The organism is Demequina aurantiaca, from assembly GCF_050598105.1.
Taxonomy (GTDB): Bacteria; Actinomycetota; Actinomycetes; order Actinomycetales; family Demequinaceae; genus Demequina; species Demequina aurantiaca_A.
The window spans coordinates 1646970-1671698 of sequence record NZ_CP192436.1; the positions used below are offsets into that span (position 1 = coordinate 1646970).

A 24729-nucleotide genomic window follows, 5' to 3' on the forward strand; every position below is an offset into this window, starting at 1 on the left:
ACCGCCGGTGGCGGTGAGCTAGTCCCGGATCGGCGCGTGGGCAGCGGCGTCATCCGCCTCGCCCAGCCCGTCGAATCCGTCAATGCTCTGCGCGTTTCTGCGCGCCCAGTACTCGCGCACGCCGTCCTCGCCCTTGCCGTCCGCCCAGCGTTCCAGCCCGTCGCGGTCCGCCTGGTACTCCATGAGCGGCACGGCCAACCCGCACGCGTCGCTGATGCGCTCTGCGGTCACGACGATCACCGCCCGCGCGCCGGCGTGGCGGGGAAAGTGCCTGTAGGCCTCCGCCCACTCGGGGTGCCCCGCGGGGATCACCCGCGCCGTCCCGTACACCCGGACGATGTTGGCGGTGCCCTCGAACGCGCACCACATCAGCGTGATGCGGTTCAGCTCGCGTACGTGCGCGATGGTCTCGACCCCGGAGCCGGTCAGGTCCAGGTAGGCGATTCTCTGGCCGTCGATCACGCGCAGCGTTCCCGCCCCGCCTTTGGGCGACACGTTGACGTGACCGTCCGCCGCGGCCGTCGCCACAAAGAACATCGGCTGACGCGCAATGAACTCGGCGATGTACCCGTCGAGCGAGGGGTGGACGGTGGACACGGCTCTCGAGTTCCCGTCCCGGCTAGGACCGTCGGCCTAGTACAGCGCCTGCGTCGAGTAGATGGCGGTGAGGTTCGCGGCGTGCTGGTCCAACTCGGACCAGGGACCCTGGAACTCCAGCACGGCGGCGTTGCCCGTCGGGAGCCCGTGCGCGACACGCTTCAGCGCGCCGGTGTCCGACGTCGGTCCGGCAAAGTGCGCCGCGGTGGCGGACACCGTGGGCTCGTGGCCGATGATGGCGACGACGCCCGGCTCGCCCTCGAGGGCCACGAGCAGGTCGCGGATGCCCGCGACGTTGGTCTCGTACAGCTCCTCCTCGACACGCACGTCGGTGGTGCCGAGTGTGGGCTGCATAAGCTTCCAGGTGAGCTGCGTTCGCAGGGCGGATGACACCAGCACCACGTCGGGCACCAGGCCCGCTTCCTTGAGCACGTCGGCAAGCTCAGCGGCGGACGTGCGGCCCTTCAGCGTGAGCGACCGGTCGTGGTCGCCCGAGGTGTCGGAAGGCGGCTCGGCCTTGGCGTGACGAATCAGTACGAGAGTAGGCATGACTGCTACTGTCCCATGGCGTGAACGCCACCGTCGACGTGGATCATTTCGCCGGTCGTCATGGGGAACCAGTCGCTCAACAGCGCGGTGACGGTGCGGGCGGTGGGCTCGGGGTCCGAAGAGTCCCAACCGAGCGGAGCGCGGTCGGCCCACTGGTTTTCCATCTGGTCGAAGCCGGGGATGTGCTTGGCGGCCGTGGTCTTGATGGGACCAGCGGACACCAGGTTGCAACGGATGCCCTTGGGGCCCAGGTCGCGGGCCACGTAGCGCGAGGTGGCCTCGAAGGCCGCCTTGGCGACGCCCATCCAGTCGTAGACGGGCCACGCGAAGCGGCCGTCGAAGGTGAGGCCGACAATTGATCCGCCGTCGGACATCAGCGGCGCCGTCGCCGCCGCCAGCGACTTCAGCGAGTAAGCGGAGATGTGCATGGCGACGGAGACGTCTTCCCACTCCGCGGCCATGAAGTTACCACCCATGACTGACTGAGGCGCGAAACCGATCGAGTGCACCACCGCGTCCAGGTGAGGAACGTGCTCACGCACGGCGGCGGGGAGAGCGGCGAGGTGCTCGGCGTTGGTGACGTCGAGCTCCACGACCTGCGCCTCCTGAGGAAGCCTGCGTCCCATGGCCTGGGTGATCTTCAGCGTGCGACCCATTCCGGTCAGCACGACAGTTGCCCCCTGCTCCTGGCAGAGGCGTGCGACCGAGAAGGCGATCGAGCCCTCCGTCAGCACCCCGGTGACCAGAATGTTCTTACCGTCAAGCATGCCCATCAGTGTTTCCTCCGTGTGGTGGCGCTTAAGGCTGAGCCTAGCGCGCTGTCGTTAGGACTTACGTCGATTTGGTCCTAGTGGCCCATGCCGAGTCCGCCGTCAATCGGGAGCACCGCGCCGGAGATGTATCCGGAATCGTCCGATGCCAAGAAGAGAGTTGCGGCGGCGACCTCGGCTGTCGAGCCGAATCGCTTCGCCGGGATGTTCGCCTCGTACTGCTTGACGACGTCGTCTCCGAGTTCCGCGGTCATGTCCGTGGCGATAAAGCCCGGGGCGACCACGTTGGCCGTGATGCCGCGAGCGCCGAGCTCGCGCGTGATGGATCGAGCCATACCAACCAGCGCCGACTTGGACGCGGAGTAGTTGACCTGCCCGGGGTTGCCCAGCAGCGCCACCACCGATCCCACGAGGATGATGCGGCCGAACCGCTCCCGGATCATGGACTGCGAGGCGCGACGAACGCAACGGAACGTGCCGGTGAGGTTCACGTCGATGACGCTCTCGAAGTCCTCGTCGCTCATGCGCATGATGAGGCCGTCGCGCGTGACGCCGGCGTTAGCCACCAGCACCCGCACGCGGCCGTGCTTGGCCTCGAGTTCGTCGAACGCGGCGTTGACTGCGTCGGTGTCGGTGACGTCAGCGATCGCGCCGGTCACCCCCTCCGGAAGCTCTCCCCCGCGGTAGATCGTGCTGACGGTGTCCCCCGCCGCGACGAACGCCTCCGCGATAGACCTGCCAATACCCCGGGCAGCGCCGGTCACCACAACGTGTCGAGTCATAGCCGCAACGGTAGCGGAAGCGGCGCGCGCGCGAAAACCCGGAGCGTTGCGTCCGCGCAGTAGCAGCGCGGAATCGCGCGCGACTGCACGGCGGCCCGTCATCACGCGATTACCATCGTGAGGTGACGTCCTCTCCTGCCCGCGAGTATGCGCCGTGGGTGCGCATCACCGGGATCATCCTGACCGCGCTTGCCGTGTGCGCCGTCGCCGCCATGCTGGGGCGCTGGCAGTACCACCGCTTCGAGGTACGGGCCGATGCGCTGGAGCAGTACGAGCTGGGACAGCAGGAGGCGCCCAAGCCGATCGCCGAGCTCATTCCCGCGGGCGCCACCGACCTTCCTCCGCACACGCAGTGGCGCGAGGTGGTGCTGGTGGGCCACTTCGACCCCGAGTCCACCACCGTGCTGCGCAATCGCCCGGTGGACAGCATCCCCACGTGGCAGTACCTCGCGTGGTTCGACACCACCGACGGGCGGTCGATGCTGGTGAACCTCGGGTGGATTCCGCTTCCCGCCACCGGCACGACCACCGCCCCCGTCCCGTACCCCACCGCAGAGACCACCATCACGGTGATCACGCGATCTTGGGAGGACGACGACGGCAAGCGTGGTGACGGCGCCACCCGGGTCATCCCCGAGCAGGTGCCGGTCCCCGTCAACGAGTCGGTGCCCGGCTACGGAATGCTGCGCGAGGTTTGCGCGGAGGACGCCTGCGCCAGCGTCGTGGTCGGCGAGCAGACTCCCCTGCCCTCACTAAGCACGGGGCCGCACCTGTCGTACGCGTGGCAGTGGTGGGTGCTCGCGGCGATGGCGCCGGTGGGCGCCGTCGTCCTAATCCGGCGCGACCGCGCCGACGACCAGGACGCCGAGGCCGGAGCCGACGCGGGGCTGAGCGAACAGGCTTCCGAAACGCCAGCCGAGTCGGGAGCCGCCGGTGGTGAGCCCAGCATCGGCCGGGCTACCGCTCGCCCCTCCCGCGCATCGGCGCCGCGCAAGGGACGCAGGGCCCGCCTGAGCGACGAGGAGATCGAGGACGCGCTCTAGGCGCACCCGCGCTTAGGCGAGGGAGATCAGGTCCCTGTACGTCGAGTTCCAGAGGTCCTCGATCGCGTCGGGCAGCAGCAGCACTCGCTCCGGCTCGAGCGCGTCGACGGCGCCCTCGTCGTGAGTCACCATCACTACCGCGCCCTCGTAGTTGCTGAGCGCGCCCAGGATCTCGGCGCGCGAGGCGGGGTCGAGGTTGTTAGTGGGCTCATCGAGCAGCAGCACGTTGGCCTTGCTGACCACTAGCGTGGCGAGCGAGAGGCGGGTCTTCTCTCCACCGGAGAGCACCTTGGTGGGCTTGTACGCGTCATCGCCGGAGAACAGGAACGAGCCGAGCACCTTGCGCACCTCCGCGTCGCCCAGGTCGGGAGAGGCGTGCATCATGTTCTCGAGCACGGTGGCCTCCATGTCGAGCATGTCGTGCTCCTGCGCGAAGTAACCCAGCTTCAGACCGTGGCCCGCCTCGATAACGCCGGTGTCCGGCGCCTCGACTCCCGACAGGAGGCGCAGCAGGGTGGTCTTGCCCGCGCCGTTCAGTCCCAGGATCACCACGCGTGAGCCGCGGTCGATCGCCAGCTCCACGTCGGTGAAGATCTCGAGCGAACCGTATGACTTGGACAGCTCGAAGGCCCGCAGCGGGGTCTTGCCGCACGGCGACGGCGCGGGGAAGCGCAACGCCGCGACCTTGTCCTGCACGCGCACGTCGTCGAGTCCGGCCATCAGCTTCTCGGCACGCTTGGCCATGTTCTGCGCGGCCGTGGCCTTGGAAGCCTTGGCGCGCATCTTGTCCGCCTGCGCCATCAGCACGGTGGCCTTCTTCTCCGCGTTGTCGCGTTCGCGGCGGCGGCTGCGCTCGTCCGTCTCGCGCTGCTTGAGGTAGAGGTCCCAGTTGAGGCTGTACTGATCCATCTCGCCGCGGTTGGCGTCGAGGTGGAAGACCTTGTTGACGGTCTTGCGCAGCAGCTCGACATCGTGAGAGATCACCACGAGGCCGCCGCTGAAGTTCGCGAGGAAGCCGCGCAGCCAGACGATGGAGTCGGCGTCGAGGTGGTTGGTGGGCTCGTCGAGGAGCAGCGTGGTCGCGTCGGAGAACAGGATGCGCGACAGCTCGACGCGGCGGCGCTGACCACCGGACAGCGTCCCGATGGGCTGGCCGAGCACGCGCGAGTCCAGGCCCAGGTTCGCGGCGATGCGCGCGGCCTCTGACTCCGCCGCGTAGCCACCCGCGGCACGGAACTCCTCCTCGATGCGCGGGTACTTGTTCATGGCTTTCTCCTGGACAACCGGGTCCTCGCTGGCCATGCCCTCCTCGGCGTCGCGCAGCTTCTTGATGACGGCGGCGAGGTCGCGTGCCTCCAGGATGCGGTCCATGGCGAGCTGCTCTAGGTCGCCCGTGCGGGGGTCCTGCGGGAGGTAGCCGAAGGTTCCCTTATAGGTGACGGTGCCGCCCGTGGGCTGACCCTCGCCAGCCAGGATCTTAGTGAGAGTGGTCTTGCCCGCACCGTTGCGGCCCACCAGGCCCACCCGGTCGCCTGGGGCGATCTGGAAGCTTGCGGGGTGCAAAAGCACCCGCGCGCCGATGCGCATCTCGAGGGCGTTAGCCACAATCACGGAAATCTCCTTGCCGGCCCGCACCGATCTTTGTAGGCAATCCACAGCATTTTGCCAGGAACCGGGGCTACGGGGCCCGCATCTTTGTAGGACAGGTAATGTTTCCGCCAGACCACTCACCAGACAACTTAACCGGGAGGCGCCATGTCGCTACACAAGTATTTTACGGGAACGAACGTCGCGCTGGTTGCAGTGTTCGCGGGCCTCATCGCAGTGTCCACCGCGGTGCCAGAGATTTCGCTGATTTCAGGCGTGCCAATCTCGCTGCAGACCTTCTCCACGGTGCTTGCCGCCCTGGTCCTTGGCCCCTGGCGCGGAGCGTCCGCCATCGGCCTCTATATAGTGGTCGGACTCGCCGGAGCCCCCATCTTCGCCAACGGAGTCGCCGGATTCTCCATCTTCGCCCGCCCCAGCTGGGGCTACCTGCTGGGCATGCTCGTGGCCGCGATCCCCGTGGGACTCATCGTGCGCCGACTGCGCCGCCGAGGCGCGCTGAGCTTTGTGAGCCTGCTGGGCGCCGGCCTGGTGTCGCTGCCGGTCGTCTACGCCTTTGGTGTGCCCGTGCTGGCCAACAAGCTGGGACTCAACGTCTTCACGTTGCCAGCCGGGTGTGAGGGAGTGGGCGACTTTGCCTCCGGCTGCGTCACCGGGTTGACCGTGGGAACGGTGCCGTTCCTGCCCGGCGACCTGGTGAAGGTATTCGTCGCCGCCGCGGTGGCCGCCGCCATCCACCGCGCGTACCCCTGGGTGCTCGGAACCCGTGCCGCCTCCAAGCAGGCCACGGCCCCGATTAAGGTGGCGGACGACGAGTCCGTCGCGACCGTCTAACCTAGTGGCATGATCGAATTCAAGGACGCGGCGGTCACCGCGCCCGATTCCGGTGTGTCCATTCTCGAACCCACCACGCTGACGCTGAGCGAATCACGCATCAGCATCATCGGCGCGAACGGCTCGGGCAAGTCCACCCTGGCCCGACTCATCAACGGGCTCGTGTTGCCGGTCAGCGGTTCTGTGACCGTGGACGGGCTGGACACCGAGAAGGACGGGGCCAAGGTTCGCCGCAAGGTGGGCTACCTCTTCACCGACCCCACGTCGCAGCTGATTATGCCGACGGCAGTCGAGGACGTGATCCTCTCCCTCCGCAGAATCATCAACGACAAGAGCGAGCGCACCCAGGCCGCCCTCACCGCGCTCGACGAGATCGGGCTCAGCGGCAAGGCGGACGTCTCCGTGAACGCGCTATCGGGCGGTCAGCGCCAGCTCCTCGCGCTCGCCGGCGTCCTGGCCGTCACTCCCGAGGTCATCGTCGCCGATGAGCCCACCACGCTGTTAGACCTGCGCTGGCGAGCCCACGTGGGCGCACTGCTGCGCACCCTCCCGCTGCAGGTCATCGAGGTCACGCACGACCTAGACGCCGCGTCTCGCGCACAGCGCACGCTCGTCATCGACGAAGGCGCGGTGGCGTTCGACGGCGACCCCGCCGACGCCGTGAAGTTCTACCGTGATCTCATGTTTGGACGGCCCACGCGGACGGCAGACGAGTGATCTCGCTGCTGGGGATCTACCGCCCCGGCACGACGCCGCTTCACAACGCGTCTGCCGGGCTCAAGTCCCTGCTGCTTCTCCTGACGGTCGTCGTCACCATGATGGTGTCCGACCCTGTCACCAGTGTGGGCATCATGTGCGCGTGCCTCCTGCTGCTGGTCAGCACCGCCCCCCCGGCCAAGCCCACCCTGCGCGCCATGGGCGCCATCATGGTGATCGCCCTTCTCACCGTGAGCTTTCAACTGTGGCGCGGCGAGGTTGACCGCGCGATCGACGTGGCGGCAGACCTCACCTCCATCGCCGCCCTGGCGTTGGCGATCAGCTGCTCAACGCCCATGGAAGAGATGCTCGACCTGGTGTCACGGCTGGTACGCCCGTTTGGCCGCATCCTGCCGCCCGAGACCATCGGGCTAATGTTCGCGCTGACGCTGCGCGCGATCCCCGAGGCCGCCAGAATCTTCATCGAGTCCCGTACCGCCGCCCGCGCCCGCGGCCTCGATCGGGACCCCCGCGCCGTGCTCATCCCGGCGGCCACCCGCACAGTTGGTTTCGCGATGCAGCTGGGGCAGGCCCTGCACGCGCGCGGCATCGCCGAGGAGGCCCGCCCGGAGCGCAACACGCGTGAGTCCCGCCGTGACGCGAAGAAGGCCAGCAAGCTGGCTTCGGCGGCGGCCGATGCCGAGGCCACCGAAAACGGCACCCCCACCACCTAGCGCCCTAGAGTATTCAGATGACCTTCAACTCGGGCTCACGAATCAACTCCTCGCGCGTGCAACGACGCGGTAGCGGACGCGTCGGCGGCAGGACCGGCGGGGTCGCCATCGGCGGCGGCGCTGTGGGCCTGGTCTTCGTCATTGCGTGGTTGCTGCTGGGCGGAGACCCGGCGGCCCTGACGACAGGCGCGGTGGGTAGTGCGGTGGATGACCCTGCCGCGCAGCAGCAGTACGAGGACGAATGCCAGACCGGGGCCGATGCGAATGAGAGCTCCGACTGCCGCGTCGCCGGAGGAGTTAACTCCCTCGACGCCTACTGGGAGCCCACCCTCGCGGACTACGGGGTCACGCTCGCCTACCCCGGCATCGTCGCCTTCGACGCGACGACGTCCACGGCCTGCGGGCAGGCCACCGCCGCGATCGGGCCGTTCTACTGCCCATCGGATCAGACCGTCTACCTCGACGTGGCCTTCTACCAGGTGCTCGCCGACGACCTGGGCGCGTCGGACGGCCCTCTCGCCGAGCTCTACGTCCTGGCGCACGAATACGCGCACCACATTCAGAATGAGTTGGGAGTGTTCGACATCGCCGATCGCTCGGGAACCGGCGCGGATTCCGACAGCGTCAGCGTGGAGCTCATGGCGGACTGCCTGGCCGGAGTGTGGGCCGGACACGCGGCGACGGCGCCCGACGAGTCGGGCACGCCGTTCCTGCAGCCGCTGACGCAAACCGACGTGGCCGACGCGCTGTCTGCGGTGGCCGCGGTTGGCGACGACTCTATCCAGCAGTCCACGCAGGGCTCGGTGAACCCCGAGACCTTCACGCACGGAACCAGCGCTCAGCGCCAGGAACAATTCGAACTCGGGTACACCACCGGCGACCCGGCGCAATGCGACTCGTTTGGCGTCATCGGCTAGGCCGACGACGCCAAACGAGACTTGCTAAACGTTGAAGCCGAGCGCGCGCAGCTGCTCGCGGCCGTCGTCGGTAATCTTGTCCGGGCCCCACGGCGGCATCCATACCCAGTTGATGCGGAAGCCGTCGACGATTCCCTCGAGCGCCTGACCGGTCTGGTCCTCGAGCACGTCCGTCAGCGGGCAGGCCGCAGAAGTCAGCGTCATGTCGATGACCGCGTGGCGGTTCTCGTCGATTGACACACCGTAGATGAGCCCGAGGTCCACCACGTTGATCCCCAATTCGGGGTCGATCACGTCGCGCATGGCCTCTTCAACATCGGCCGCGTTGGACGGTGCTTGCGTAGTTTCCGTCATGCTGGGGCTCCCTTCTGAGCCTGAATAATCGCATCCTTGAGGGCCATCCAGCCCAGGAGCGCACACTTGATTCGGGCGGGGTACTTGCCCACGCCCACAAAGGCAGTGGCGTCGCCGAGCATGTCTTCGCGCTGCTCGTCGATCCCCTCACCCTTGGCCTGCATTAACGCTTTGAAGGCCTCGATGGTCTCGTCGGCCATCTCGAGGTCCTCGCCCTCGATCAACTCCGTCAGCATGGAGATGGAGGCCTGCGAGATCGAGCAGCCCTGACCCTCCCAGCTGATGGACTTCACGGTGTTGCCGTCGAGCGCGACGCGCAGGCGCACCTCGTCGCCGCAGGTCGTGTTGACCTGGTGGGACTCCCCCACCGAAGGCAGACCCAGGTCAACTAGGCCACGCCCATGCGCCTCGCGCGCGTGGTCCATGATCACCTGCTGATACATCTGTTCGATTGCACTCATGCTCTTACTCCAAAGAAGGCTCGTACGTCACCCAACGCAGCGATGAACGCTTCGATGTCGTCGGGCCGCGTGTAGACATGTGCCGATGCTCGGGTAGAGCCGGCAATTCCAAAGTGGCGGTGAAGCGGCTGGTTACAGTGGTGGCCGACGCGCACGGCGATTCCCCGATCGTCGAGTACCTGTCCGACGTCGTGCGTGTGGACGCCGTCCACAACTACCGACGCGATCGCCAACACGTCGCTTGCGTCTGCGTCCCCCACGGGTCCAAGCAGGCGGACACCGGGGATCTGCGCGACGCCCTGTCGGAGTTGAACCGCGAGCTCGCGCTCGTGGCTCTCGACCGCGTCCATGCCAAGGTCGCGCAGGTATTGAGCCGCGGTGCCCATGCCGATGGCCTGCGCCACCGGCTGCGAGCCGGCCTCAAACCTGAGCGGCGAATCGAGCCAGGTGGTCTCCTCCATGGTGACCACCTTGACGGTGGAACCGCCGAACTGCGAGGGCGGGAGGACGTCGAGGAGCTCCTTGCGCCCGTACAGCGCGCCGATTCCCGTAGGGCCGAGCATCTTGTGCGCGCTCATCACCAGGAAGTCGACGTCGAGCGCCTTGGCATCCACCGGCATGTGCGGCACCGACTGGCAGGCGTCGAGCACCGTGAGCGCTCCCACCTGCTTGGCCCGCGCCACAAGGACGTCGACGCGCGAGATGATACCGGTGACGTTGCTGGCGTGCGTGAAAGCGAGCACCTTGCAGCGCTCGGTCACGATCGACTCCAGGTCGTCGAGGATCATCCGACCCTCGTCATCCACCTCGATCCAGCGCAGAGTCGCGCCGGTCTTTTGGGCCAGAATCTGCCAGGGAATGAGGTTGGCATGGTGCTCGGTCTGGGTGACGACGATCTCGTCACCCGGGCCAATTCGGAAGCGCGCTGACTCCTCGCCGCCGATGCCGGCCGAGGCGTTCGCGATACCGCTCGCCACCAGGTTGATGGCGTGGGTGGCGTTCTCCGTCCACACAATCTCGCTGGGGTCAGCGTTGACCAACTGAGCGACCGAGCCGCGCGCGGACTCGTACAAGTCCGTCGCCTCCTCGGCGAGTAGGTGGGCGCCGCGCTGAACCGCGCCGTTGTGGAACTGGTAGAAGTCCGCCTCGGCGCTCAGCACCGCGTGCGGCTTCTGCGACGTCGCTCCCGAATCCAGGTACACCAACGGCTTCCCGTTGCGCACTGTGCGTGCGAGCAGCGGGAAGTCGGGGCGCAGGTCCGGGAGCAACGGCATCGGAGAAGTTACGCCTTCGTCAGGAAGCGGTCGTAGCCCTCGGCCTCGAGGCGGTCGGCGAGCTCGGGGCCGCCCTGCTCGGCAATACGGCCGTCCACGAATACGTGGACAAAGTCGGGCTTGATGTACTTGAGGATGCGCGTGTAGTGCGTGATGAGCAGCACACCAAGGTTGGTATTGGCCTTGGCACGGTTGACGCCCTCGGAGACGACCCGGAGCGCGTCGACGTCGAGGCCGGAGTCGGTCTCGTCGAGGATTGCCATCTTGGGTGCGAGGAGCTCCATCTGGAGGATCTCGTGACGCTTCTTCTCGCCACCGGAGAAGCCCTCGTTGACGTTACGCTCGGCGAACTCGGGGTCCATACGCAGTTCGCCCATGGCGACCTTGACGTCCTTGACCCAGGTGCGAAGCTTGGGTGCCTCTCCGTCGATCGCGGTCTTCGCGGTGCGCAGGAAGTTCGACACGGACACGCCGGGTACCTCTACGGGGTACTGCATGGCCAGGAAGAGGCCCGCCTTGGCGCGCTCGTCGACGGACATCGCGAGCACGTCCTCGCCGTCAAGCGTTACGGTGCCGGAGGTGATCTGGTACTTGGGGTGACCGGCGATCGAGTAGGCCAGCGTGGACTTGCCTGAGCCGTTGGGGCCCATGATGGCGTGCACGTGGCCCGAGTCGATGGTGAGGTCGACGCCGCGGAGAATCTCCTTGGTGCCTTCGGGGGTCTCGACGCTGACGTGCAGGTCGTGGATTTCAAGCGTTGACATTTAGTTCTCCTTCAAGGCAGGTACGGGGGCGTCGACATCGACGACGATGTTGCCGTCGACGATTGACACGGAATACACGGGAACCGGCTCCATGGCCGGAAGTTCGGTTGCTGCGCCGGTGCGGATGCTGAAGCGTCCGCCGTGAGCCCAGCACTCAACCTCGTCGCCGATCACGTCGCCCTCGCCCAGCGAAACCTCGCCGTGCGTGCAGGTGTCGCCGATCGCGTAGACGTCGCCGCCGGTCTCGCGCACCAACGCGACGGGCACAGTCTGGCCCGCCTCGTTGGTGACGGTGACAGCGGTGGCCTTGCCTGGGGCAAGGTCCTCGAGGCTCAATACGATTTGGTTACTCATCGTCGCTCTCCACCATGTCGAGCTCGAGCTCGATCGCGTTCATGAGGCCCTTCTCGACCTCGGGTACACCGATCTCGCGGATGAGATCAGCAAAGAAACCGCGCACCACAAGCTTGCGGGCCTCAACCTCGGAGATGCCTCGCGAACGCAGGTAGAACATCTGCTCGTCGTCGAAGCGACCGGTCGCGGACGCGTGACCCGCGCCGTCGATGAGTCCGGTCTCGATCTCCAGGTTCGGCACGGAGTCGGCGCGGGCGCCGTCCGACAGAATCAGGTTGCGATTGAGCTCGTAGGTGTCGGTTCCCTCGGCCTCCTTGCGGATCAGCACATCGCCGATCCACACGGTGCGGGCCGATGCGCCGGCAAGCGCACCCTTGTAGGTCACGCGCGAGCGGCAGTTGGGAACCATGTGGTCCACAAACAGCTGGTGCTCCTGGTGCTGACCCGAGTCGGCGAAGTACAGCCCGAACAGGTCGACGGAGGAGCCTTCGCCCGCGAGTGACGCCGTCGTGTTGAGGCGGACAACCTTGCCGCCGAGCGTGACGACGGAGCCGCGCAGACGCGCGTCGCGGGAGAGCTTGGCGTGCACCTCTCCCGAGTGAATGGCGTCGGAATCCCACGTCTGCAGGAGCACGAGGTTCAACCCGGCGTTCTGGCCCACGTTGACGGAGATGAACTCCGAGTAGGTGGCGCTACCGGTGCGCTCGATGACGACTGACGCCTCCGAGTTTGAGCCGGACTCGACCAGCAGGTGTCCGCGGACGTCCGTGCCGGTGCCGTGCATGGTGATGGTGACGGGCGACTCGATGATCGCGCCCGGCGCGATCGTCAGAGCCATGGCGCCACCCGAGTGAGCCGCGGCGATGGCGGACGCACGGTCCCCCGGTGCCGAGACGGAACGCTCGCGCGCCTGCTCGATGGTGAGTTCCGTCAGCGTGACGCCTTCGGGCAACTCGCTTGTGGTCCAGTCGAGGTGACCCTCGGCTGCGCCATCGACGAACAGCGGCGCGAGGTCGCGCATGGCCGAGAACCGCCACTGCTCCTCGCGCCCGGTGGGCACGGGGAACACGTCGAGATCGAACGACTTGGGTCGGTCGGCTCGCGACGAATTCGGCGGAGTGGAGGCGAGGCCGTGCGAGTGGGCCTCGTCGGCCGTCGCGCGGGAGTGGTCTGTGGTCGTGTCAGTGGTGGTCAACCGACGGATCCTTCCATCTGAAGTTCAATGAGGCGGTTGAGCTCGAGTGCGTACTCCATGGGGAGCTCGCGCGCGATGGGCTCAACGAACCCGCGCACGATCATGGCCATGGCCTCGAACTCGTTCATGCCTCGGGACATGAGGTAGAAAAGCTGGTCCTCGCTGATGCGCGAGACCGTGGCCTCGTGACCCATCGAGACATCGTCCTCGCGGACGTCGACGTAGGGGTAGGTGTCCGACCGGGAAATCTGGTCGACGAGCAGCGCGTCACAGAGCACGTTCGACTTGGAACCCTTGGCACCCTCGAGCACCTGGACCAGTCCGCGGTAGGACGAGCGTCCGCCGCCACGTGCCACAGACTTGCTGACGACGTTGGAGGTGGTGTTCGGAGCAGCGTGCACCATCTTGGAGCCGGCGTCCTGGTGCTGGCCCTCTCCGGAGAACGCCACTGAGAGCGTCTCTCCGTGAGCGTGCTCACCCATCAGGTAGATGGCCGGGTACTTCATGGTGACCTTGGAGCCGATGTTGCCATCGACCCATTCCATGGTCGCGCCCTCTTCGGCGATCGCACGCTTGGTCACTAGGTTGTAGACGTTGTTCGACCAGTTCTGGATGGTCGTGTAGCGAACGCGGGCGTTCTTCTTCACGATGATTTCGACGACCGCGGAGTGAAGCGAGTCGGACGTGTAGATAGGTGCGGTGCAACCCTCGACGTAGTGAACCGAGGAACCCTCGTCGGCGATGATCAGCGTGCGCTCGAACTGACCCATGTTCTCCGTGTTGATGCGGAAGTAGGCCTGCAGCGGGATGTCGACGTGCACTCCCGGGGGAACGTAGACGAACGATCCGCCGGACCACACGGACGTGTTGAGTGCCGCGAACTTGTTGTCGCCCACCGGGATGACCGTGCCGAAGTACTGCTCGAAGATCTCGGGGTGGTCACGCAACGCGGTGTCCGTGTCGAGGAACATCACGCCCTTCTCCTCCAGGTCCTCGCGGATCTGGTGGTAGACAACCTCGGACTCGTACTGGGCGGCGACGCCTGCGACGAGGCGCTGCTTCTCGGCCTCGGGGATACCTAGGCGGTCGTAGGTGTTCTTGATGTCATCGGGAAGGTCTTCCCACGACGTCGCCTGCTTCTCCGTGGAGCGCACAAAGTACTTGATGTTGTCGAAGTCAATACCGGTGAGGTCAGCGCCCCAGGTAGGCATCGGCTTCTTGCCGAACAGCTTCAGGCCCTTGAGGCGGAGCTCAAGCATCCACTCTGGCTCGTTCTTCAGTGCCGAGATGTTGCGAACGACGTCCTCGTTGAGGCCACGTCGGGCGTTGGTGCCCGCGTCATCGGCGTCGTGCCAACCGAACGCGTAGTTACCAAGCGAGGCGATGGCCTCATCCTGGGTAAGTTCCCCGGTACCGGGGGCATTCTCCGTAGGAGCGCTCATGGTTATCCTTCCTTGGTGCCCGCGACTGCGAGCGGGATGGTCGTGGTGCACACGTGAGCTCCACCCGCGAGGGTGGAAAGTCGCTGCACGTGGACGTCTAAAATGCGCGAGAACGCGCGCGCCTCGGCCTCGCACCATTCGGGCGCGGCCTCGGCAATAGATTGCACAGGGCAGTGGCCCTGGCACAGTTGGACGGTATAGCCGCCGGGACCCGGCCGCACTGACGTCGCGTAACCCTGCTCGCCCAACGCCTTCGAGAGCGCGTCGACTCGCTCACCCAGCGTGCCGTCGGCGGGGACCGAGACGGCGAGGGTCTTCTCCAGTTCAGCCGATTTTGCCTCGACGAACTCCTCGAGGCCACCGTGCTCGCGCATGAAGGCCAGCGCGTCGACTGCCACGCCGGTGTAGGCCGATGCGAGGGCATGCTGACCCTGGTTGGTTGCCACATAGGAACGCGACGGGCGTCCGCGTCCGCGATTCACTGGGCCGGCCTGGTCGTGCTCGGTGATGAAGCCGACGTCGGTCAGGGCGGTCAGGTGCCTGCGGACACCGGCAGACGTCACGCCGAGTTCGCGTGCGAGGCTGGCCGCCGTGATGGGGCCGGACGATGCGATGAGGCCGAGCACGCGGTCGCGCGTCGTATCAGTGCTCATGAAGCCTCCTCGTGTCGCCGTTCTACGCTTGTCGCGGGGGCCGCCAAGTGGGGCCACGCATTAGTTAACATTGTCGTTGCTTAATCTGTTCCCCGCAAGCAAGGCGGGCCTAACCTCAGCCCACCGGAACCGTGTTCGAGGCGCTGACTAGCACCCGTCCAGTTCCGCATAGGATTAACGAGTGAACACCACCGCAAGTGCCCGACCGATCACCCGCGGCCTAGGTGCCGCCGCAGACGTCCTTGGCAAGCGCGTCCACGGCCTAGCGATCGCGAACGTCGCCGCCCAGATCGGCATCATCGTCACGGGTGGACTCGTTCGCCTCACCGAATCCGGCCTGGGTTGCTCGGACTGGCCCCACTGCGAACCGGGCGCCTTTACCCCCGAGTTTCACGCCGAGGCCGGCATCCACGGCTTCATCGAATTCGGCAACCGCCTGCTCACGTTCGTCCTGGCGATCATCGCGCTGCTGCTCGCGATCGCGATCTGGCGCGCACGCCCTCAATTCAAGTGGCTAGGTCTGGTGCCGGGCCTCGGCATCATCGCGCAGGCGGTGCTCGGCGGCATTGTTGTGCTGCTCGACCTGAACCCCCTGCTCGTGGGCCTGCACATGTTCATCTCCGCCGGCCTAGTCTGGATCTCCGTTCAGATCGCGCTCCGGGTAAGGTCCGCGCCGCGCCGCGTCGGTCGCCCGATGCCGGCGCTACTGGGCTGGTCCCGCGCCCTGCTGATGGTCGTCGTGGTCCTCGGCGTGCTGACCACCGGCGCCGGGCCCCACTCGGGAGACGCGAACGCGACCGAACGCCTCGCCCTGGACCCGGCGATCATCGCCCGCGTCCACGCGTACGCGGTGGTCGCATACCTGGCCGTGTTAATCTGGATGATCCTCCGGGTCCGCGCGGACCGCAGCGCGGGTCAACGCGACGAGGTTCGCAAGGCCTGGGTCGTCGTCATCGTCGTGACCCTGGCTCAGGGATTGATAGGCGTCGTGCAGTACTTCACCGGCCTCCCCGAGGTCCTGGTGGGCGCCCACATGCTCGGAATCGGCCTGCTTGTCGCCGCGCAGTCGGCCGCCAACTATCTGCTCAGCTCTGAACAGACCACTGTGCGAAGCACCTGAACTGCCCTCAGACGCTTCCCCTAGGTGGGGTTGACTGCATTGGTCGCGCCGTGTGCTCGTAGCGCGGCACTGACTCCCGCAAAATAGGCTTCCTCAGCATCTTCCGTCAGGGCTCCCGGTCCGGTCAGCTCGAGCATCACGTAACCGTGCTGAGTGGCCCACAAGTGGGTAGAGATCGCGCGCGGGTCCCCGGAGAGATCACCTGCCGCGACCGCCTCACCGAACATGTCAACGAGCGTCTCGAAGGTGGCTTGAGTGGGGAGAACCATCTGCGGCGTCGGCACGTAGCCCGTCGCGCGGAAGGCGAATATCAGCAGGTAGCGCGCGGGATTCGCCAACGCCCAATTGCGATAAGCGCGGGCAGCTCGGTGGGCTCGCTCGATCGCGCCAACGTCGCCTGGCTTGCTATACAGCGCATCGTGGAAGTCGCTGAACGCCTCCACGTACAGGGCGTCGAGCACGCCCTGCTTGCCGCCAAAATGCGTGTAGATGCCGGTCGTGGAGCATCCGGCCGCCTGCGCGACCGCGCGCACGGTGAGCGCCGCGACGCCCACGTCGACGAGCGTAACTCGGGCCGCCTCCAGGATCGTTTCTCGCCCAATGACGGCGTCCTTCACGGTCGCGGTGTCGTGTGGCGTCGCAATTCTGTTCACAGTTCTCCACCGTACCGGTTGTGATATAACTTTGTTACTGTAACTAAGTTACAGGCTCAAAGAAGCGCCCTCCGGGGCGACGCGGTTCCATCTGGCTTAGGTTCCGCTGCTCGATTCGAATCAAAGGAGACTCCGATGTGGAACCCACGCCTCACTCTCGTCGCAGCCACGATTGCCGCACTGCTCCCCGTCTCAGCGTGCACAACCGATGACCCCTCGGCGGGACCCCCGACGCCTTCCCCGACCGCCACCGAGTCGATGGACGTAGGACCGCTGACGCTCACCAGCGTGGACTTTGTCGATGGTGGCGACATCCCCGATGAGATGACCGCGAGCGGTTTCGGAGGAAACTGCGCAGGTCCGGATCTGAGCCCGGAGCTCACCTGGAGCGGCGGCCCGAGTGACGTGGGCGCGTACGCGATCGTCATGCTCGACTCGAGCTACTCCGATTGGGTGCATTGGATTGTCGCGAACATTCCAGCAGAAACCACAACTGTGCCCGGCGGCACTTCGGTGGCAGAGCCTGCTGTCACTGGTCGAAATGGACTCGGAAACGCCAAGTACATCGGACCGTGCCCCAACAGCCCAGATCACATCTACACATTCGAAGTATGGGCGTTGGACCAGGTACTCGACCTCGAGCCGGGATTCAATTACACCGACCTGACGATTGCGGCCGATGGACACGTTCTTGAGATGGCGGAGATCACAGGCATTCGGTCGGGACCCGCGGAATAGGTGTCAGGCCCGGATCCACGGTGCGTCGGCCGGGCGCAAGGTGGACCAGTTCGCGCGCACAGCGGCGTCTAGCGCGAAAGCGCCCACGAGTAGCGGCGGGCAGGCGACGTCGCCCAGCGCGATGGCCTTCAGCACGTCGTCGAGCGGCACCCAGCGGCCGCCCATGTCGGCCTCCTCGTCCTCGCGGACGTGGCGTTCGGCGACGGGCACCTCGGAGATGCCGCGGGCAAGGAACACTCGGATCGCCTCCGAGCTGCCGCCGGGAGAGGTATAGAAGTCGATGAGCGTGTGCCACGTCGAGGCACGCAGGTCCGCCTCCTCGTACAACTCGCGCGCGGCCGCGGCCTGAAGCGCCTCGCCCTCAACGTCGAGCAGCCCCGCGGGCGGCTCCCACAGCTCGCTGCGCACCGGGTGACGGTACTGGTGCACCAGGTAGATCTCGCCGCGCTCGTTCAGCGCGATGATCGCCACCGCGCCGGTGTGAGCAACATAGTCGCGCGTCACACGCCCGGCCTCGCCCAGGTCGATGTCGTCTGAGTCGACGTTCCACACCCGGCCCTCGAACACGGTGGTGTTCGCCGTGACGGGCCTAGGCGCGTAGGTGTCTGCTAGACGAAAGTCGTCCGCGGGCATCGGCCGTGCGCCTAAGCGCTCTGCTCGGCAGCGGCTGCCTTCGCGGCAGCCTGACGCTCCAGCGCCGCGCCGATGAGCCCCGAGAACAACGGGTGCGACTTGGTCGGCCTGGAGAGGAACTCCGGGTGGGCCTGCGTCGACACGTAGTAGGGGTGGATCTCGCGTGGCAACTCGACGAACTCCACGAGGGAGCTGTCGGGAGACTCGCCCGACACCACCAGGCCGGCGTCCTCAAGCTGCTCGCGGTACTGGTTGTTGACCTCGTAGCGGTGCCGGTGACGCTCCCCGACCGAGGTCTTGCCGTACGTTTCCGCCACGACCGATCCGGGCTTGAGGTTGGCCTGATACGCGCCGAGGCGCATGGTTCCGCCAAGGTCGCCCTTGCCGTCCACGATCTCGAGCTGCTCTTCCATCGTCGCGACCACCGGGTGGGTGGGGTTGTCGTCGAACTCCGAGCTCGACGCACCCTCGAGTCCCACCACGTTGCGTGCGTACTCGATGACCATGCACTGCATACCAAGGCAGATGCCGAGCGTCGGGATCTTGTTCTCCCGCGCAAACTGCAGCGCCCCGAGCTTGCCCTCGATGCCGCGGATGCCAAAGCCACCGGGCACCAGAATCGCGTCGACGGTGCCGAGCGCCTCGAGCGCGCCCTCAGGGGTCGCGCAACGGTCGGATGCGACCCACTTGATGTTCACGCGCGAGTCGTGTGCGAATCCGCCCGACCGCAGCGCCTCGCTGACCGAAAGGTAGGCATCGGGCAGGTCGATGTACTTACCGACGAGCGCCACCTCCAGTTCGTGCTTGGGCTGGTGGACGCGGCGCAGCAGGTCATCCCACGGGCCCCACTCCACGTCGTGGAACGGCAGGTCGAGGCGGCGGACCACGTAGGCGTCCAGGCCCTCCGAGTGGAGGACCTTGGGGATGTCATAGATGCTCGGCGCGTCCTTGCACGTCACGACGGCCTGATCCTCGACGTCGCACATGAGGGCGATCTTGTTCTTCACCGACTGCGGGATGTCGCGGTCGGAACGGCACACGATCGCGTCGGGCTGGATGCCGATGCTGCGCAGGGCCGCCACCGAGTGCTGGGTGGGCTTGGTCTTGAGCTCGCCCGACGGGCCGATGTACGGCACGAGCGAAATGTGGAGGAAAAAGACATGTTCGCGTCCCACCTCGTGGCGCACCTGGCGGGCTGCCTCGAGGAACGGCTGCGACTCGATGTCGCCAACGGTGCCGCCGACCTCGGTGATGATCACGTCGACGTCGGGGCTGGCCTGGGCGCGCATACGGCGCTTGATCTCGTCGGTGATGTGCGGGATGACCTGCACCGTGTCGCCGAGGTACTCGCCGCGGCGCTCCTTGGCGATCACCTGCGAGTACACCTGGCCGGTGGTGACGTTGGAGCTGGCAGCCAGCTCAACGTCGAGGAAGCGCTCGTAGTGGCCGATGTCCAGGTCCATCTCAGCGCCGTCGTCAGTCACGAAGACCTCGCCGTGCTGGAAGGGGTTCATCGTGCCGGGGTCCACGTTCAGATACGGGTCCAGTTTTTGCATGGTTACCCGCAGACCGCGGGACCGAAGAAGTCGACCGAGGCTTGACGCCGTCAGACCCTTTCCGAGGGAGGAAACGACGCCCCCAGTAACAAAGATGTGACGGGTTACATGGTCCGTACCGGACGAAAATCGAGTTCTCTTCACGGGCTTCAACGCTATCACCGCGCGGCACTGCGCGGGTACTCAGCCGCCACTATTCTCCGCTTCGCCGCACAAAATTCGCCATAACTCGTCCACGCCATCGGCGCTCGAGCCCGGGGTGCGCGACGCTACGAGCCGGGCCTACGGCTCGATTGGCGGCGGCGCGGCCTCGCGGCCCTCTCCCGGACCGTAATGGCCCACCCAGCCGTCGAACTGCTCGCGCAACGCGAGCGCCACCGTGACTTGGCTATACGTGGTGTCGATCCAGGTGACAGTGGAGACGCGCGGGGCAAGGACCGCCGCGTCAGCCAACACCGAGGCAACCAGGTCATCGTCCGCGTCCGGGCCGTTGGCCGCCACAATCGGGGCGTCGTACCCGGCGAAGACACCGATAAGCGTCAGGTTCGCCGTGACCTGCAGGCTGGACTCCCCCGCGTCGCTAGGCGCCTCCCCCGCGACCATGACAATCGCGTCGGCGGGCCCGGTGCGGGTCCCGCTCACCAGCTCCGCGTCCGTCAGCAGCGCCCACAGCACGGCTCCGCGGTCCTCTTCGTTCGGCCCGATCGGGTCGGCGGCGTTGGCGTCCGCCTCGTCGCCCGACCCGGCGGACTCGGCGGCGGGGTCGGCGGTGCCGGGTAGCAGCGCCTGCGCGAGCGCCTGCGAGAACACCTGGTCGACGGTCTCGGTGCCGTCGAGGCCCGAGATGGACGACGCGAGTTGCGGCGCCAGAGCGGCGCGAAACGCCGACTGGTTGGGGTCCGTCCACAGCGACTCGACGGTCACTGAGGCCGCCACCGTCCCGCCGGCCTGCACCACGTGCGCCTGGGCTCCAGCAACCGCCTCTGCATCCGCATCGTCGACGGACACGAAGGCCACCGTGCGCCCCGCGAGAGTCGTGCCGAGCAACTGGGGCGCCGTAGCGTCTACCCACTCGTCGCCGTAGTCGTTGGTGACGTTGGCCTGGTCCGCGGCTAGTTCCGCCTCGGCCACCTGATCCTCCAACGAGTCCACCTGCACGCCGAGCGATCCGATCAGCGCCGTGCGCAGCGGGCCGGAGCCCAGCACTAGGCCGATTGCCAGCGCGAACATTCCGACCGCGACCGGGGCAATCCAGCCTCGACGGTCGCGCATCACGACAGACCCAGCCAGGCCGAGACTGCGTCCCACGTCGAGGAGATCCACGCGCGCCCGCCCGGGGTCGCGGCGAGTGCCACCCCCAGTGCAGTGAACCCGGCCAGCAGCAGGCCGAACACCAGCCACCGCGAATACCGGTGCCGGTAGACCTGCGCGAGCGTACGGGCGTCGACGAGCGTTCCGCCGGCCTGGAGGCGCGTGAGGAAGGTGCCCGCGTTGAGCTCGCTGGAGCCCTGCAGGAAGTCGATGAGGCGGGCCTCCATTCCCACCGTGACGATCACCGACGCGCCCTGCGCGTGGGCGAGCAGCACGGCGAGGTCGCTGCTGGAGATTCCGGCATCGGACGTGGTCCGCGACACCCCTAGCGCGTCCGCCCGCGTCATGCCCGCGTCGGCTCCGGCTGGGTCGTGAACCACGACAGTAGACGCCGCTCGCATCGCGCGCTCCGACACGGACTCCACGTTTCCGACGATGATCTTGGCCGCGTAAGCATGCTCCATCGCGACGTCAGCCGCCTCGCCGACGGCGATGATGATGGGCTTGCGTTCGCGCAGGTAGGTGCGGATCTCCTTGAGCTGCTTCGCGTAGAGCGTGCCGCCGGTGAGGACCAGCACGTGGCGGCCCTCGAGGTCAACGTCGATGGCGGGTAGGCCGCGCCCGTCGAGCAGGAGCGCGGAGTCGCGCTCCACGTAGTCCATCGCATTCGCGGTGAACGCAGTGAGCTGCACGTGCATGTTCTGCGCCGCGTCCGTCAAGGCGGACTCGAGGGCCTCTGCGGTCAGCAGCGTCCCCGTAGCTACCAGGGCGTCTCCACGGAGCACTGAGTCGCCGTCGATCCGGATCCGCGAGCCGTCGCGGATGTTCATCACATCGGCACCGGCCGCGTCGATCAGCGGGATCGACGCCTCCGCCAGCACCGAGGGACCACCGTTGGGATAGCGCCCAGAGATGGACTGCTGCGCGTTGATGACCGCGGAGGGTCGGCACTCGGCCAGTTGCGATGCCGTGCGCTCGTCCAGGTCCAGGACGTCGATCACGGCGATGTCGCCGCGCCGTAGACGTCGCGTCAGCGCGACAATCGAGTGGTCGACGCGCGCCGTTCCGTTGAGCGTGGATTCAGCATCGGCGGAGGCTTTACGGCGCGAGGATTTACTCATGGCTTTATCGTGCCACGGTCGATGCCTCCAGCAGCTCAAGCGCGTGGGCGCGTGCCGTAGCCGAGTCCTCTTGCCCTGACAGCAGCCGTGCGATCTCGGCGACGCGATCCGCGCCCACCACCTCAACCACTGCAGTACTCGTGGTCGTGCCGTCGGTCGACTTCTGCACCACCACGTGGGTGTCGGCAAACGCGGCGACCTGCGCGAGGTGAGTCACCACGATGACCTGGTGCGTGCGCGCCAGGGCCGCGAGCCGATTGCCGACGGCGATGGCCGCGCGGCCACCTACCCCGGCGTCTACCTCGTCGAAGACGAACGTGTGTCCCGGAGCGGCGGCTCGATCCGCGAGGGCCACCTCGATCGCGAGCATGATGCGCGACAGTTCACCGCCCGATGCGGCCTCCGCCACGGGGCGCGGGGCGGTGCCGGGGTGCGCGGCGAGCGACATAACTACGGAGTCGGCGCCCGATGGCCCGGGCTCGGTGGGCTCGACGCCGATGGTGAAACGAGCATCGGACATCGCCAACTCGCCGAGCTCGCGGTCCACGGCCGATGCCAGTGCAGCCGCAGCGATCTCCCGCTGCTTGGTCAGTTCTCCCGCCAGCGCGAGAAGTTTCGCGAGCGTGGCCTCAACCCTGTCCCGGCGCTGGATCAGCGTCTCGTCCCAGGCGTCGTCCTCGGCCACCCGCTCCCGTGCATCGGCGGCGTACTCCAGGATGCCGGTGACGTCACGGCCGATGCGGCGGCCCAGCCCGGCGAGCTCGCTGCGGCGTCCGTTGAGCACTTCTAGCCGGCCGGGGTCGGCGTCGAGAGCGTCGAGGTAGTGCGCCAACTCGCTTGAGATGTCCGCCGCGGCGTAGCCCATCTCGGTCAGGCGCTTCTCGTGTTCCGCGAGGGCGGGGTCGTGCCTAGCCGCGTCGCCAAGCGCGCGGCGGGCCTTCTCGATCGCGGCGACCAGCGATTCGTCATCGTCGTTGTCGATGGCTCGTCCGGCTCCGGCCACGCCTGAGCGAACTGACTCCGCGTTCTCGAGCACCATGGACTCGGCGGTCAGGGCCTCGTCCTCGCCCGGCTGCGGGTCGACGGCGTCTATCGCCACCAGGTCCTCGCGGAGTCGGGCCACGTCCGCTCGCGCCTGGCTGGCGCCGGACTCCATCCGGGCCAACTCCGCCTTGGCCTCGGTCCACGCGGCCCAGGCCGAGCGATAGGACTCGAGCACCTCTCGGTGTGCCGGCCCGGCGTACTCGTCCAGGGTGCCGCGCTGGCGGGCCGCAGAACGCAACCGCACCTGATCGCTTTGCCCGTGCACGGTGACTAGCTCAAGAGCGATGTCCGCGAGCAGCGACTGGGGCGCCGTCCTGCCGGCCACGATCGCCCGCGACCTAGTGGTCGCACCCACGGTACGTGCCACGATCACGGTGCCGTCTTCCTCGACTTCTGCTCCCGCTTCGGCGAGCGCGAGTCGCGCGCGTGACCCTTCGGGCACGTCGAGCACCGCCTGCGCGAGGGCCTCGTCCGCGCCGGTACGGACCGCCGTGGGCTTGGGCTTCCCGCCAAGGATGAGTCCCAAGCCGGTCAGCACCATGGTCTTACCCGCGCCGGTCTCGCCGGTGAGCACCGTCAGGCCCGCACCAAAGGTGACGCGCGCCGACTGGATGACCCCCAGGTTGTCGATCGTGAGTTCGTGGAGCACTGTTAGCTGCCCGCAGCCAGGCGCGTCGTCGCGCGCGAGGGGCGCTCGCCGCGCCACCCGTTGGTGGGCAGGGAAAACTTGTTGACGAGCCGCTCGGTGAAGGGCTCATCGTTCATACGTGCCAGCAACACGGTCGCCTCCGCCCTGCGCACCTCGAGGCGTCCGCCAAGGGGCACGTCGATGCTGCGTGAGCCGTCAAGAATCACCTGGCCGGGCGACTCCGACCTTTCGAGTACCTCGACGGCAAAGAACGAGTCGGGTCCGACTACTAGTGGGCGCGCGAATAGGGCGTGCGCCGCCAGCGGGACAAAGAGCAAAGCGTCGACGTTGGGCCACAGCACGGGGCCGCCAGCGGAGAACGCGTGCGCGGTGGAGCCCGTGGCCGTGGACACGATCACCCCGTCGCAACCGAAGGTAGAGAGTGGGCGCCCGTCCACCTCGACCGCGACCTCGAGCGTGGAACGCAGGTTGCCGCGCTCCAGGGTGGCCTCGTTGAGTGCCCAGCCGCCGTGCCTGGTGCCGTCCGGGTTGATGACGCACACTTCAAGCGTGCGTCGCTCCTCGACGTGGTAATCGCCGGCGGCGAGCCGTACCGCCGCCTGCGTGACATCCTCGCGTTCAAGCTCGGCCAGGAAGCCCACTCGGCCCAGGTTCACTCCCAGCAGCGGGATGTGCGAGCCGTGGGTGACCTCCGCCGCGTGCAGCATCGTGCCGTCGCCACCGAGCACGATCGCGGCCTCGATGGGCTCGCTGACGCCCGGGTCGTAGGAGAAGCAGGTCTCGACACCCTCCGCGGCGAGCACGCGCGCGACGACTTCCCCCGCCTCGACCGTCTCGGTCCGGTGCGGGTTCACCACAACAAGAATGCGGCGCGTCATCC

At 67.0% G+C, this 24729-nt stretch carries 27 protein-coding genes; 7 read left to right on the forward strand and 20 right to left on the reverse strand.

What is annotated here, in order from left to right; genetic code table 11:
- Window positions 1–18 precede the first annotated feature (18 nt).
- The 4 genes from ACQU6B_RS07380 to fabG all read right to left on the reverse strand — a co-directional run bounded on the left by ACQU6B_RS07380 (window position 19) and on the right by fabG (window position 2698).
- The gene (locus ACQU6B_RS07380) at window positions 19–597 is read right to left on the reverse strand and encodes a pyridoxamine 5'-phosphate oxidase family protein (RefSeq protein WP_430866902.1); all 579 of its coding nucleotides are present in this window, start codon (window positions 595–597) and stop codon (window positions 19–21) included.
- Between the two features lie 36 nt (window positions 598–633).
- Window positions 634–1146: a SixA phosphatase family protein gene (locus ACQU6B_RS07385; protein WP_430866903.1), complete on the reverse strand. Its 513-nt coding sequence runs from the start codon at window positions 1144–1146 to the stop codon at window positions 634–636.
- A gap of 5 nt (window positions 1147–1151) precedes the next feature.
- On the reverse strand, window positions 1152–1919 hold the full coding sequence (gene fabI, locus ACQU6B_RS07390) for an enoyl-ACP reductase FabI (RefSeq protein WP_430866904.1): 768 nt from the start codon (window positions 1917–1919) through the stop codon (window positions 1152–1154).
- 74 nt (window positions 1920–1993) lie between these two features.
- A complete protein-coding gene (gene fabG / locus ACQU6B_RS07395; RefSeq protein WP_430866905.1) occupies window positions 1994–2698 on the reverse strand; it encodes a 3-oxoacyl-ACP reductase FabG in 705 nt (234 codons plus the stop codon).
- 122 nt (window positions 2699–2820) lie between these two features.
- Between fabG and ACQU6B_RS07400 the strand changes: the two genes are divergently transcribed.
- Window positions 2821–3741 carry an SURF1 family protein gene (locus ACQU6B_RS07400; protein WP_430866906.1) on the forward strand — a complete coding sequence of 307 codons (921 nt, stop codon included), beginning with the start codon at window positions 2821–2823 and terminating at the stop codon, window positions 3739–3741.
- A 12-nt stretch (window positions 3742–3753) separates the two neighbouring features.
- Here ACQU6B_RS07400 and abc-f read toward each other — a convergent pair whose 3' ends face one another.
- On the reverse strand, window positions 3754–5352 hold the full coding sequence (gene abc-f, locus ACQU6B_RS07405; RefSeq protein ID WP_430866907.1) for a ribosomal protection-like ABC-F family protein: 1599 nt from the start codon (window positions 5350–5352) through the stop codon (window positions 3754–3756).
- A gap of 144 nt (window positions 5353–5496) precedes the next feature.
- Here abc-f and ACQU6B_RS07410 point away from each other — a divergent pair, with 144 nt between their 5' ends.
- The 4 genes from ACQU6B_RS07410 to ypfJ are packed head-to-tail and all read left to right on the forward strand — an operon-like array spanning window position 5497 to window position 8527.
- The gene (locus tag ACQU6B_RS07410) at window positions 5497–6180 is read left to right on the forward strand and encodes a biotin transporter BioY (protein ID WP_430866908.1); all 684 of its coding nucleotides are present in this window, start codon (window positions 5497–5499) and stop codon (window positions 6178–6180) included.
- A gap of 9 nt (window positions 6181–6189) precedes the next feature.
- Window positions 6190–6897 (forward strand): energy-coupling factor ABC transporter ATP-binding protein, encoded by a 708-nt coding sequence (locus tag ACQU6B_RS07415; protein ID WP_430866909.1) that lies wholly within the window; start codon window positions 6190–6192, stop codon window positions 6895–6897.
- Window positions 6894–7610 (forward strand): CbiQ family ECF transporter T component, encoded by a 717-nt coding sequence (locus tag ACQU6B_RS07420; protein ID WP_430866910.1) that lies wholly within the window; start codon window positions 6894–6896, stop codon window positions 7608–7610. Before ACQU6B_RS07415 ends, ACQU6B_RS07420 begins: the two co-directional genes overlap by 4 nt.
- Before the next feature lie 17 nt (window positions 7611–7627).
- Window positions 7628–8527, forward strand: coding sequence for a KPN_02809 family neutral zinc metallopeptidase (ypfJ, locus tag ACQU6B_RS07425; RefSeq protein ID WP_430866911.1), 900 nt, complete (start codon window positions 7628–7630; stop codon window positions 8525–8527).
- 24 nt (window positions 8528–8551) lie between these two features.
- Here the strand turns inward: ypfJ and ACQU6B_RS07430 are convergent, their stop codons facing one another.
- Genes ACQU6B_RS07430 through ACQU6B_RS07465 form a run of 8 tightly spaced genes read right to left on the reverse strand, consistent with a single transcriptional unit; the run spans window position 8552 to window position 15024 of the window.
- On the reverse strand, window positions 8552–8881 hold the full coding sequence (locus tag ACQU6B_RS07430) for a metal-sulfur cluster assembly factor (protein ID WP_430866912.1): 330 nt from the start codon (window positions 8879–8881) through the stop codon (window positions 8552–8554).
- Window positions 8878–9342 carry a Fe-S cluster assembly sulfur transfer protein SufU gene (sufU, locus tag ACQU6B_RS07435; RefSeq protein ID WP_430866913.1) on the reverse strand — a complete coding sequence of 155 codons (465 nt, stop codon included), beginning with the start codon at window positions 9340–9342 and terminating at the stop codon, window positions 8878–8880. Before sufU ends, ACQU6B_RS07430 begins: the two co-directional genes overlap by 4 nt.
- Window positions 9339–10616 (reverse strand): aminotransferase class V-fold PLP-dependent enzyme, encoded by a 1278-nt coding sequence (locus ACQU6B_RS07440; protein ID WP_430866914.1) that lies wholly within the window; start codon window positions 10614–10616, stop codon window positions 9339–9341. Before ACQU6B_RS07440 ends, sufU begins: the two co-directional genes overlap by 4 nt.
- A gap of 8 nt (window positions 10617–10624) precedes the next feature.
- Window positions 10625–11380: a Fe-S cluster assembly ATPase SufC gene (gene sufC / locus ACQU6B_RS07445; protein WP_430866915.1), complete on the reverse strand. Its 756-nt coding sequence runs from the start codon at window positions 11378–11380 to the stop codon at window positions 10625–10627.
- Window positions 11381–11734 (reverse strand): non-heme iron oxygenase ferredoxin subunit, encoded by a 354-nt coding sequence (locus tag ACQU6B_RS07450; RefSeq protein ID WP_430866916.1) that lies wholly within the window; start codon window positions 11732–11734, stop codon window positions 11381–11383.
- On the reverse strand, window positions 11727–12929 hold the full coding sequence (sufD, locus tag ACQU6B_RS07455) for a Fe-S cluster assembly protein SufD (RefSeq protein ID WP_430866917.1): 1203 nt from the start codon (window positions 12927–12929) through the stop codon (window positions 11727–11729). Before sufD ends, ACQU6B_RS07450 begins: the two co-directional genes overlap by 8 nt.
- Window positions 12926–14371, reverse strand: coding sequence for a Fe-S cluster assembly protein SufB (sufB, locus tag ACQU6B_RS07460; RefSeq protein ID WP_430866918.1), 1446 nt, complete (start codon window positions 14369–14371; stop codon window positions 12926–12928). Before sufB ends, sufD begins: the two co-directional genes overlap by 4 nt.
- A gap of 2 nt (window positions 14372–14373) precedes the next feature.
- Entirely contained in the window at window positions 14374–15024 is a 651-nt protein-coding gene (locus ACQU6B_RS07465) for a helix-turn-helix transcriptional regulator (RefSeq protein ID WP_430866919.1), read from the reverse strand.
- Between the two features lie 181 nt (window positions 15025–15205).
- Here ACQU6B_RS07465 and ACQU6B_RS07470 point away from each other — a divergent pair, with 181 nt between their 5' ends.
- A complete protein-coding gene (locus ACQU6B_RS07470; protein ID WP_430866920.1) occupies window positions 15206–16144 on the forward strand; it encodes a COX15/CtaA family protein in 939 nt (312 codons plus the stop codon).
- Window positions 16145–16164: 20 nt separating this feature from the next.
- Here ACQU6B_RS07470 and ACQU6B_RS07475 read toward each other — a convergent pair whose 3' ends face one another.
- Window positions 16165–16797, reverse strand: a complete 633-nt coding sequence (locus ACQU6B_RS07475; protein ID WP_430866921.1) for a TetR/AcrR family transcriptional regulator — start codon at window positions 16795–16797, stop codon at window positions 16165–16167.
- A 135-nt stretch (window positions 16798–16932) separates the two neighbouring features.
- Here ACQU6B_RS07475 and ACQU6B_RS07480 point away from each other — a divergent pair, with 135 nt between their 5' ends.
- Window positions 16933–17535 (forward strand): YbhB/YbcL family Raf kinase inhibitor-like protein, encoded by a 603-nt coding sequence (locus ACQU6B_RS07480; RefSeq protein WP_430866922.1) that lies wholly within the window; start codon window positions 16933–16935, stop codon window positions 17533–17535.
- Window positions 17536–17538: 3 nt separating this feature from the next.
- On the opposite strand, the gene ACQU6B_RS07485 is transcribed toward ACQU6B_RS07480, so the two are convergent.
- The 6 genes from ACQU6B_RS07485 to ACQU6B_RS07510 form a co-directional block, all read right to left on the reverse strand.
- Window positions 17539–18168, reverse strand: a complete 630-nt coding sequence (locus ACQU6B_RS07485) for an NUDIX domain-containing protein (protein WP_430866923.1) — start codon at window positions 18166–18168, stop codon at window positions 17539–17541.
- 11 nt (window positions 18169–18179) lie between these two features.
- A complete protein-coding gene (locus ACQU6B_RS07490; protein ID WP_430866924.1) occupies window positions 18180–19868 on the reverse strand; it encodes a CTP synthase in 1689 nt (562 codons plus the stop codon).
- A 138-nt stretch (window positions 19869–20006) separates the two neighbouring features.
- The gene (locus ACQU6B_RS07495) at window positions 20007–20996 is read right to left on the reverse strand and encodes a copper transporter (RefSeq protein WP_430866925.1); all 990 of its coding nucleotides are present in this window, start codon (window positions 20994–20996) and stop codon (window positions 20007–20009) included.
- Window positions 20996–22156, reverse strand: a complete 1161-nt coding sequence (gene steA / locus ACQU6B_RS07500) for a putative cytokinetic ring protein SteA (protein WP_430866926.1) — start codon at window positions 22154–22156, stop codon at window positions 20996–20998. The genes ACQU6B_RS07495 and steA overlap by 1 nt, the downstream gene beginning before the upstream one ends.
- A gap of 4 nt (window positions 22157–22160) precedes the next feature.
- Window positions 22161–23849 (reverse strand): DNA repair protein RecN, encoded by a 1689-nt coding sequence (recN, locus tag ACQU6B_RS07505; protein ID WP_430866927.1) that lies wholly within the window; start codon window positions 23847–23849, stop codon window positions 22161–22163.
- 2 nt (window positions 23850–23851) lie between these two features.
- Window positions 23852–24727, reverse strand: a complete 876-nt coding sequence (locus tag ACQU6B_RS07510) for an NAD kinase (protein ID WP_430866928.1) — start codon at window positions 24725–24727, stop codon at window positions 23852–23854.
- Between the last annotated feature and the right edge of the window lie 2 nt (window positions 24728–24729).

Bases quoted from the DNA above. Each gene is read 5' to 3' on its own strand.
- fabI (WP_430866904.1), bottom strand. From the start codon at position 1,919: ATGGGCATGCTTGACGGTAAGAACATTCTGGTCACCGGGGTGCTGACG.
- ACQU6B_RS07385 (WP_430866903.1), bottom strand. From the start codon at position 1,146: ATGCCTACTCTCGTACTGATTCGTCACGCCAAGGCCGAGCCGCCTTCC.
- ACQU6B_RS07510 (WP_430866928.1), bottom strand. From the start codon at position 24,727: ATGACGCGCCGCATTCTTGTTGTGGTGAACCCGCACCGGACCGAGACG.
- sufU (WP_430866913.1), bottom strand. From the start codon at position 9,342: ATGAGTGCAATCGAACAGATGTATCAGCAGGTGATCATGGACCACGCG.
- steA (WP_430866926.1), bottom strand. From the start codon at position 22,156: ATGAGTAAATCCTCGCGCCGTAAAGCCTCCGCCGATGCTGAATCCACG.
- sufB (WP_430866918.1), bottom strand. From the start codon at position 14,371: ATGAGCGCTCCTACGGAGAATGCCCCCGGTACCGGGGAACTTACCCAG.
- ACQU6B_RS07485 (WP_430866923.1), bottom strand. From the start codon at position 18,168: ATGCCCGCGGACGACTTTCGTCTAGCAGACACCTACGCGCCTAGGCCC.
- ACQU6B_RS07430 (WP_430866912.1), bottom strand. From the start codon at position 8,881: ATGACGGAAACTACGCAAGCACCGTCCAACGCGGCCGATGTTGAAGAG.
- ACQU6B_RS07440 (WP_430866914.1), bottom strand. From the start codon at position 10,616: ATGCCGTTGCTCCCGGACCTGCGCCCCGACTTCCCGCTGCTCGCACGC.
- ACQU6B_RS07450 (WP_430866916.1), bottom strand. From the start codon at position 11,734: ATGAGTAACCAAATCGTATTGAGCCTCGAGGACCTTGCCCCAGGCAAG.
- ACQU6B_RS07480 (WP_430866922.1), top strand. From the start codon at position 16,933: ATGTGGAACCCACGCCTCACTCTCGTCGCAGCCACGATTGCCGCACTG.
- ACQU6B_RS07495 (WP_430866925.1), bottom strand. From the start codon at position 20,996: ATGCGCGACCGTCGAGGCTGGATTGCCCCGGTCGCGGTCGGAATGTTC.
- ACQU6B_RS07465 (WP_430866919.1), bottom strand. From the start codon at position 15,024: ATGAGCACTGATACGACGCGCGACCGCGTGCTCGGCCTCATCGCATCG.
- sufC (WP_430866915.1), bottom strand. From the start codon at position 11,380: ATGTCAACGCTTGAAATCCACGACCTGCACGTCAGCGTCGAGACCCCC.
- ACQU6B_RS07415 (WP_430866909.1), top strand. From the start codon at position 6,190: ATGATCGAATTCAAGGACGCGGCGGTCACCGCGCCCGATTCCGGTGTG.
- fabG (WP_430866905.1), bottom strand. From the start codon at position 2,698: ATGACTCGACACGTTGTGGTGACCGGCGCTGCCCGGGGTATTGGCAGG.
- ypfJ (WP_430866911.1), top strand. From the start codon at position 7,628: ATGACCTTCAACTCGGGCTCACGAATCAACTCCTCGCGCGTGCAACGA.
- ACQU6B_RS07410 (WP_430866908.1), top strand. From the start codon at position 5,497: ATGTCGCTACACAAGTATTTTACGGGAACGAACGTCGCGCTGGTTGCA.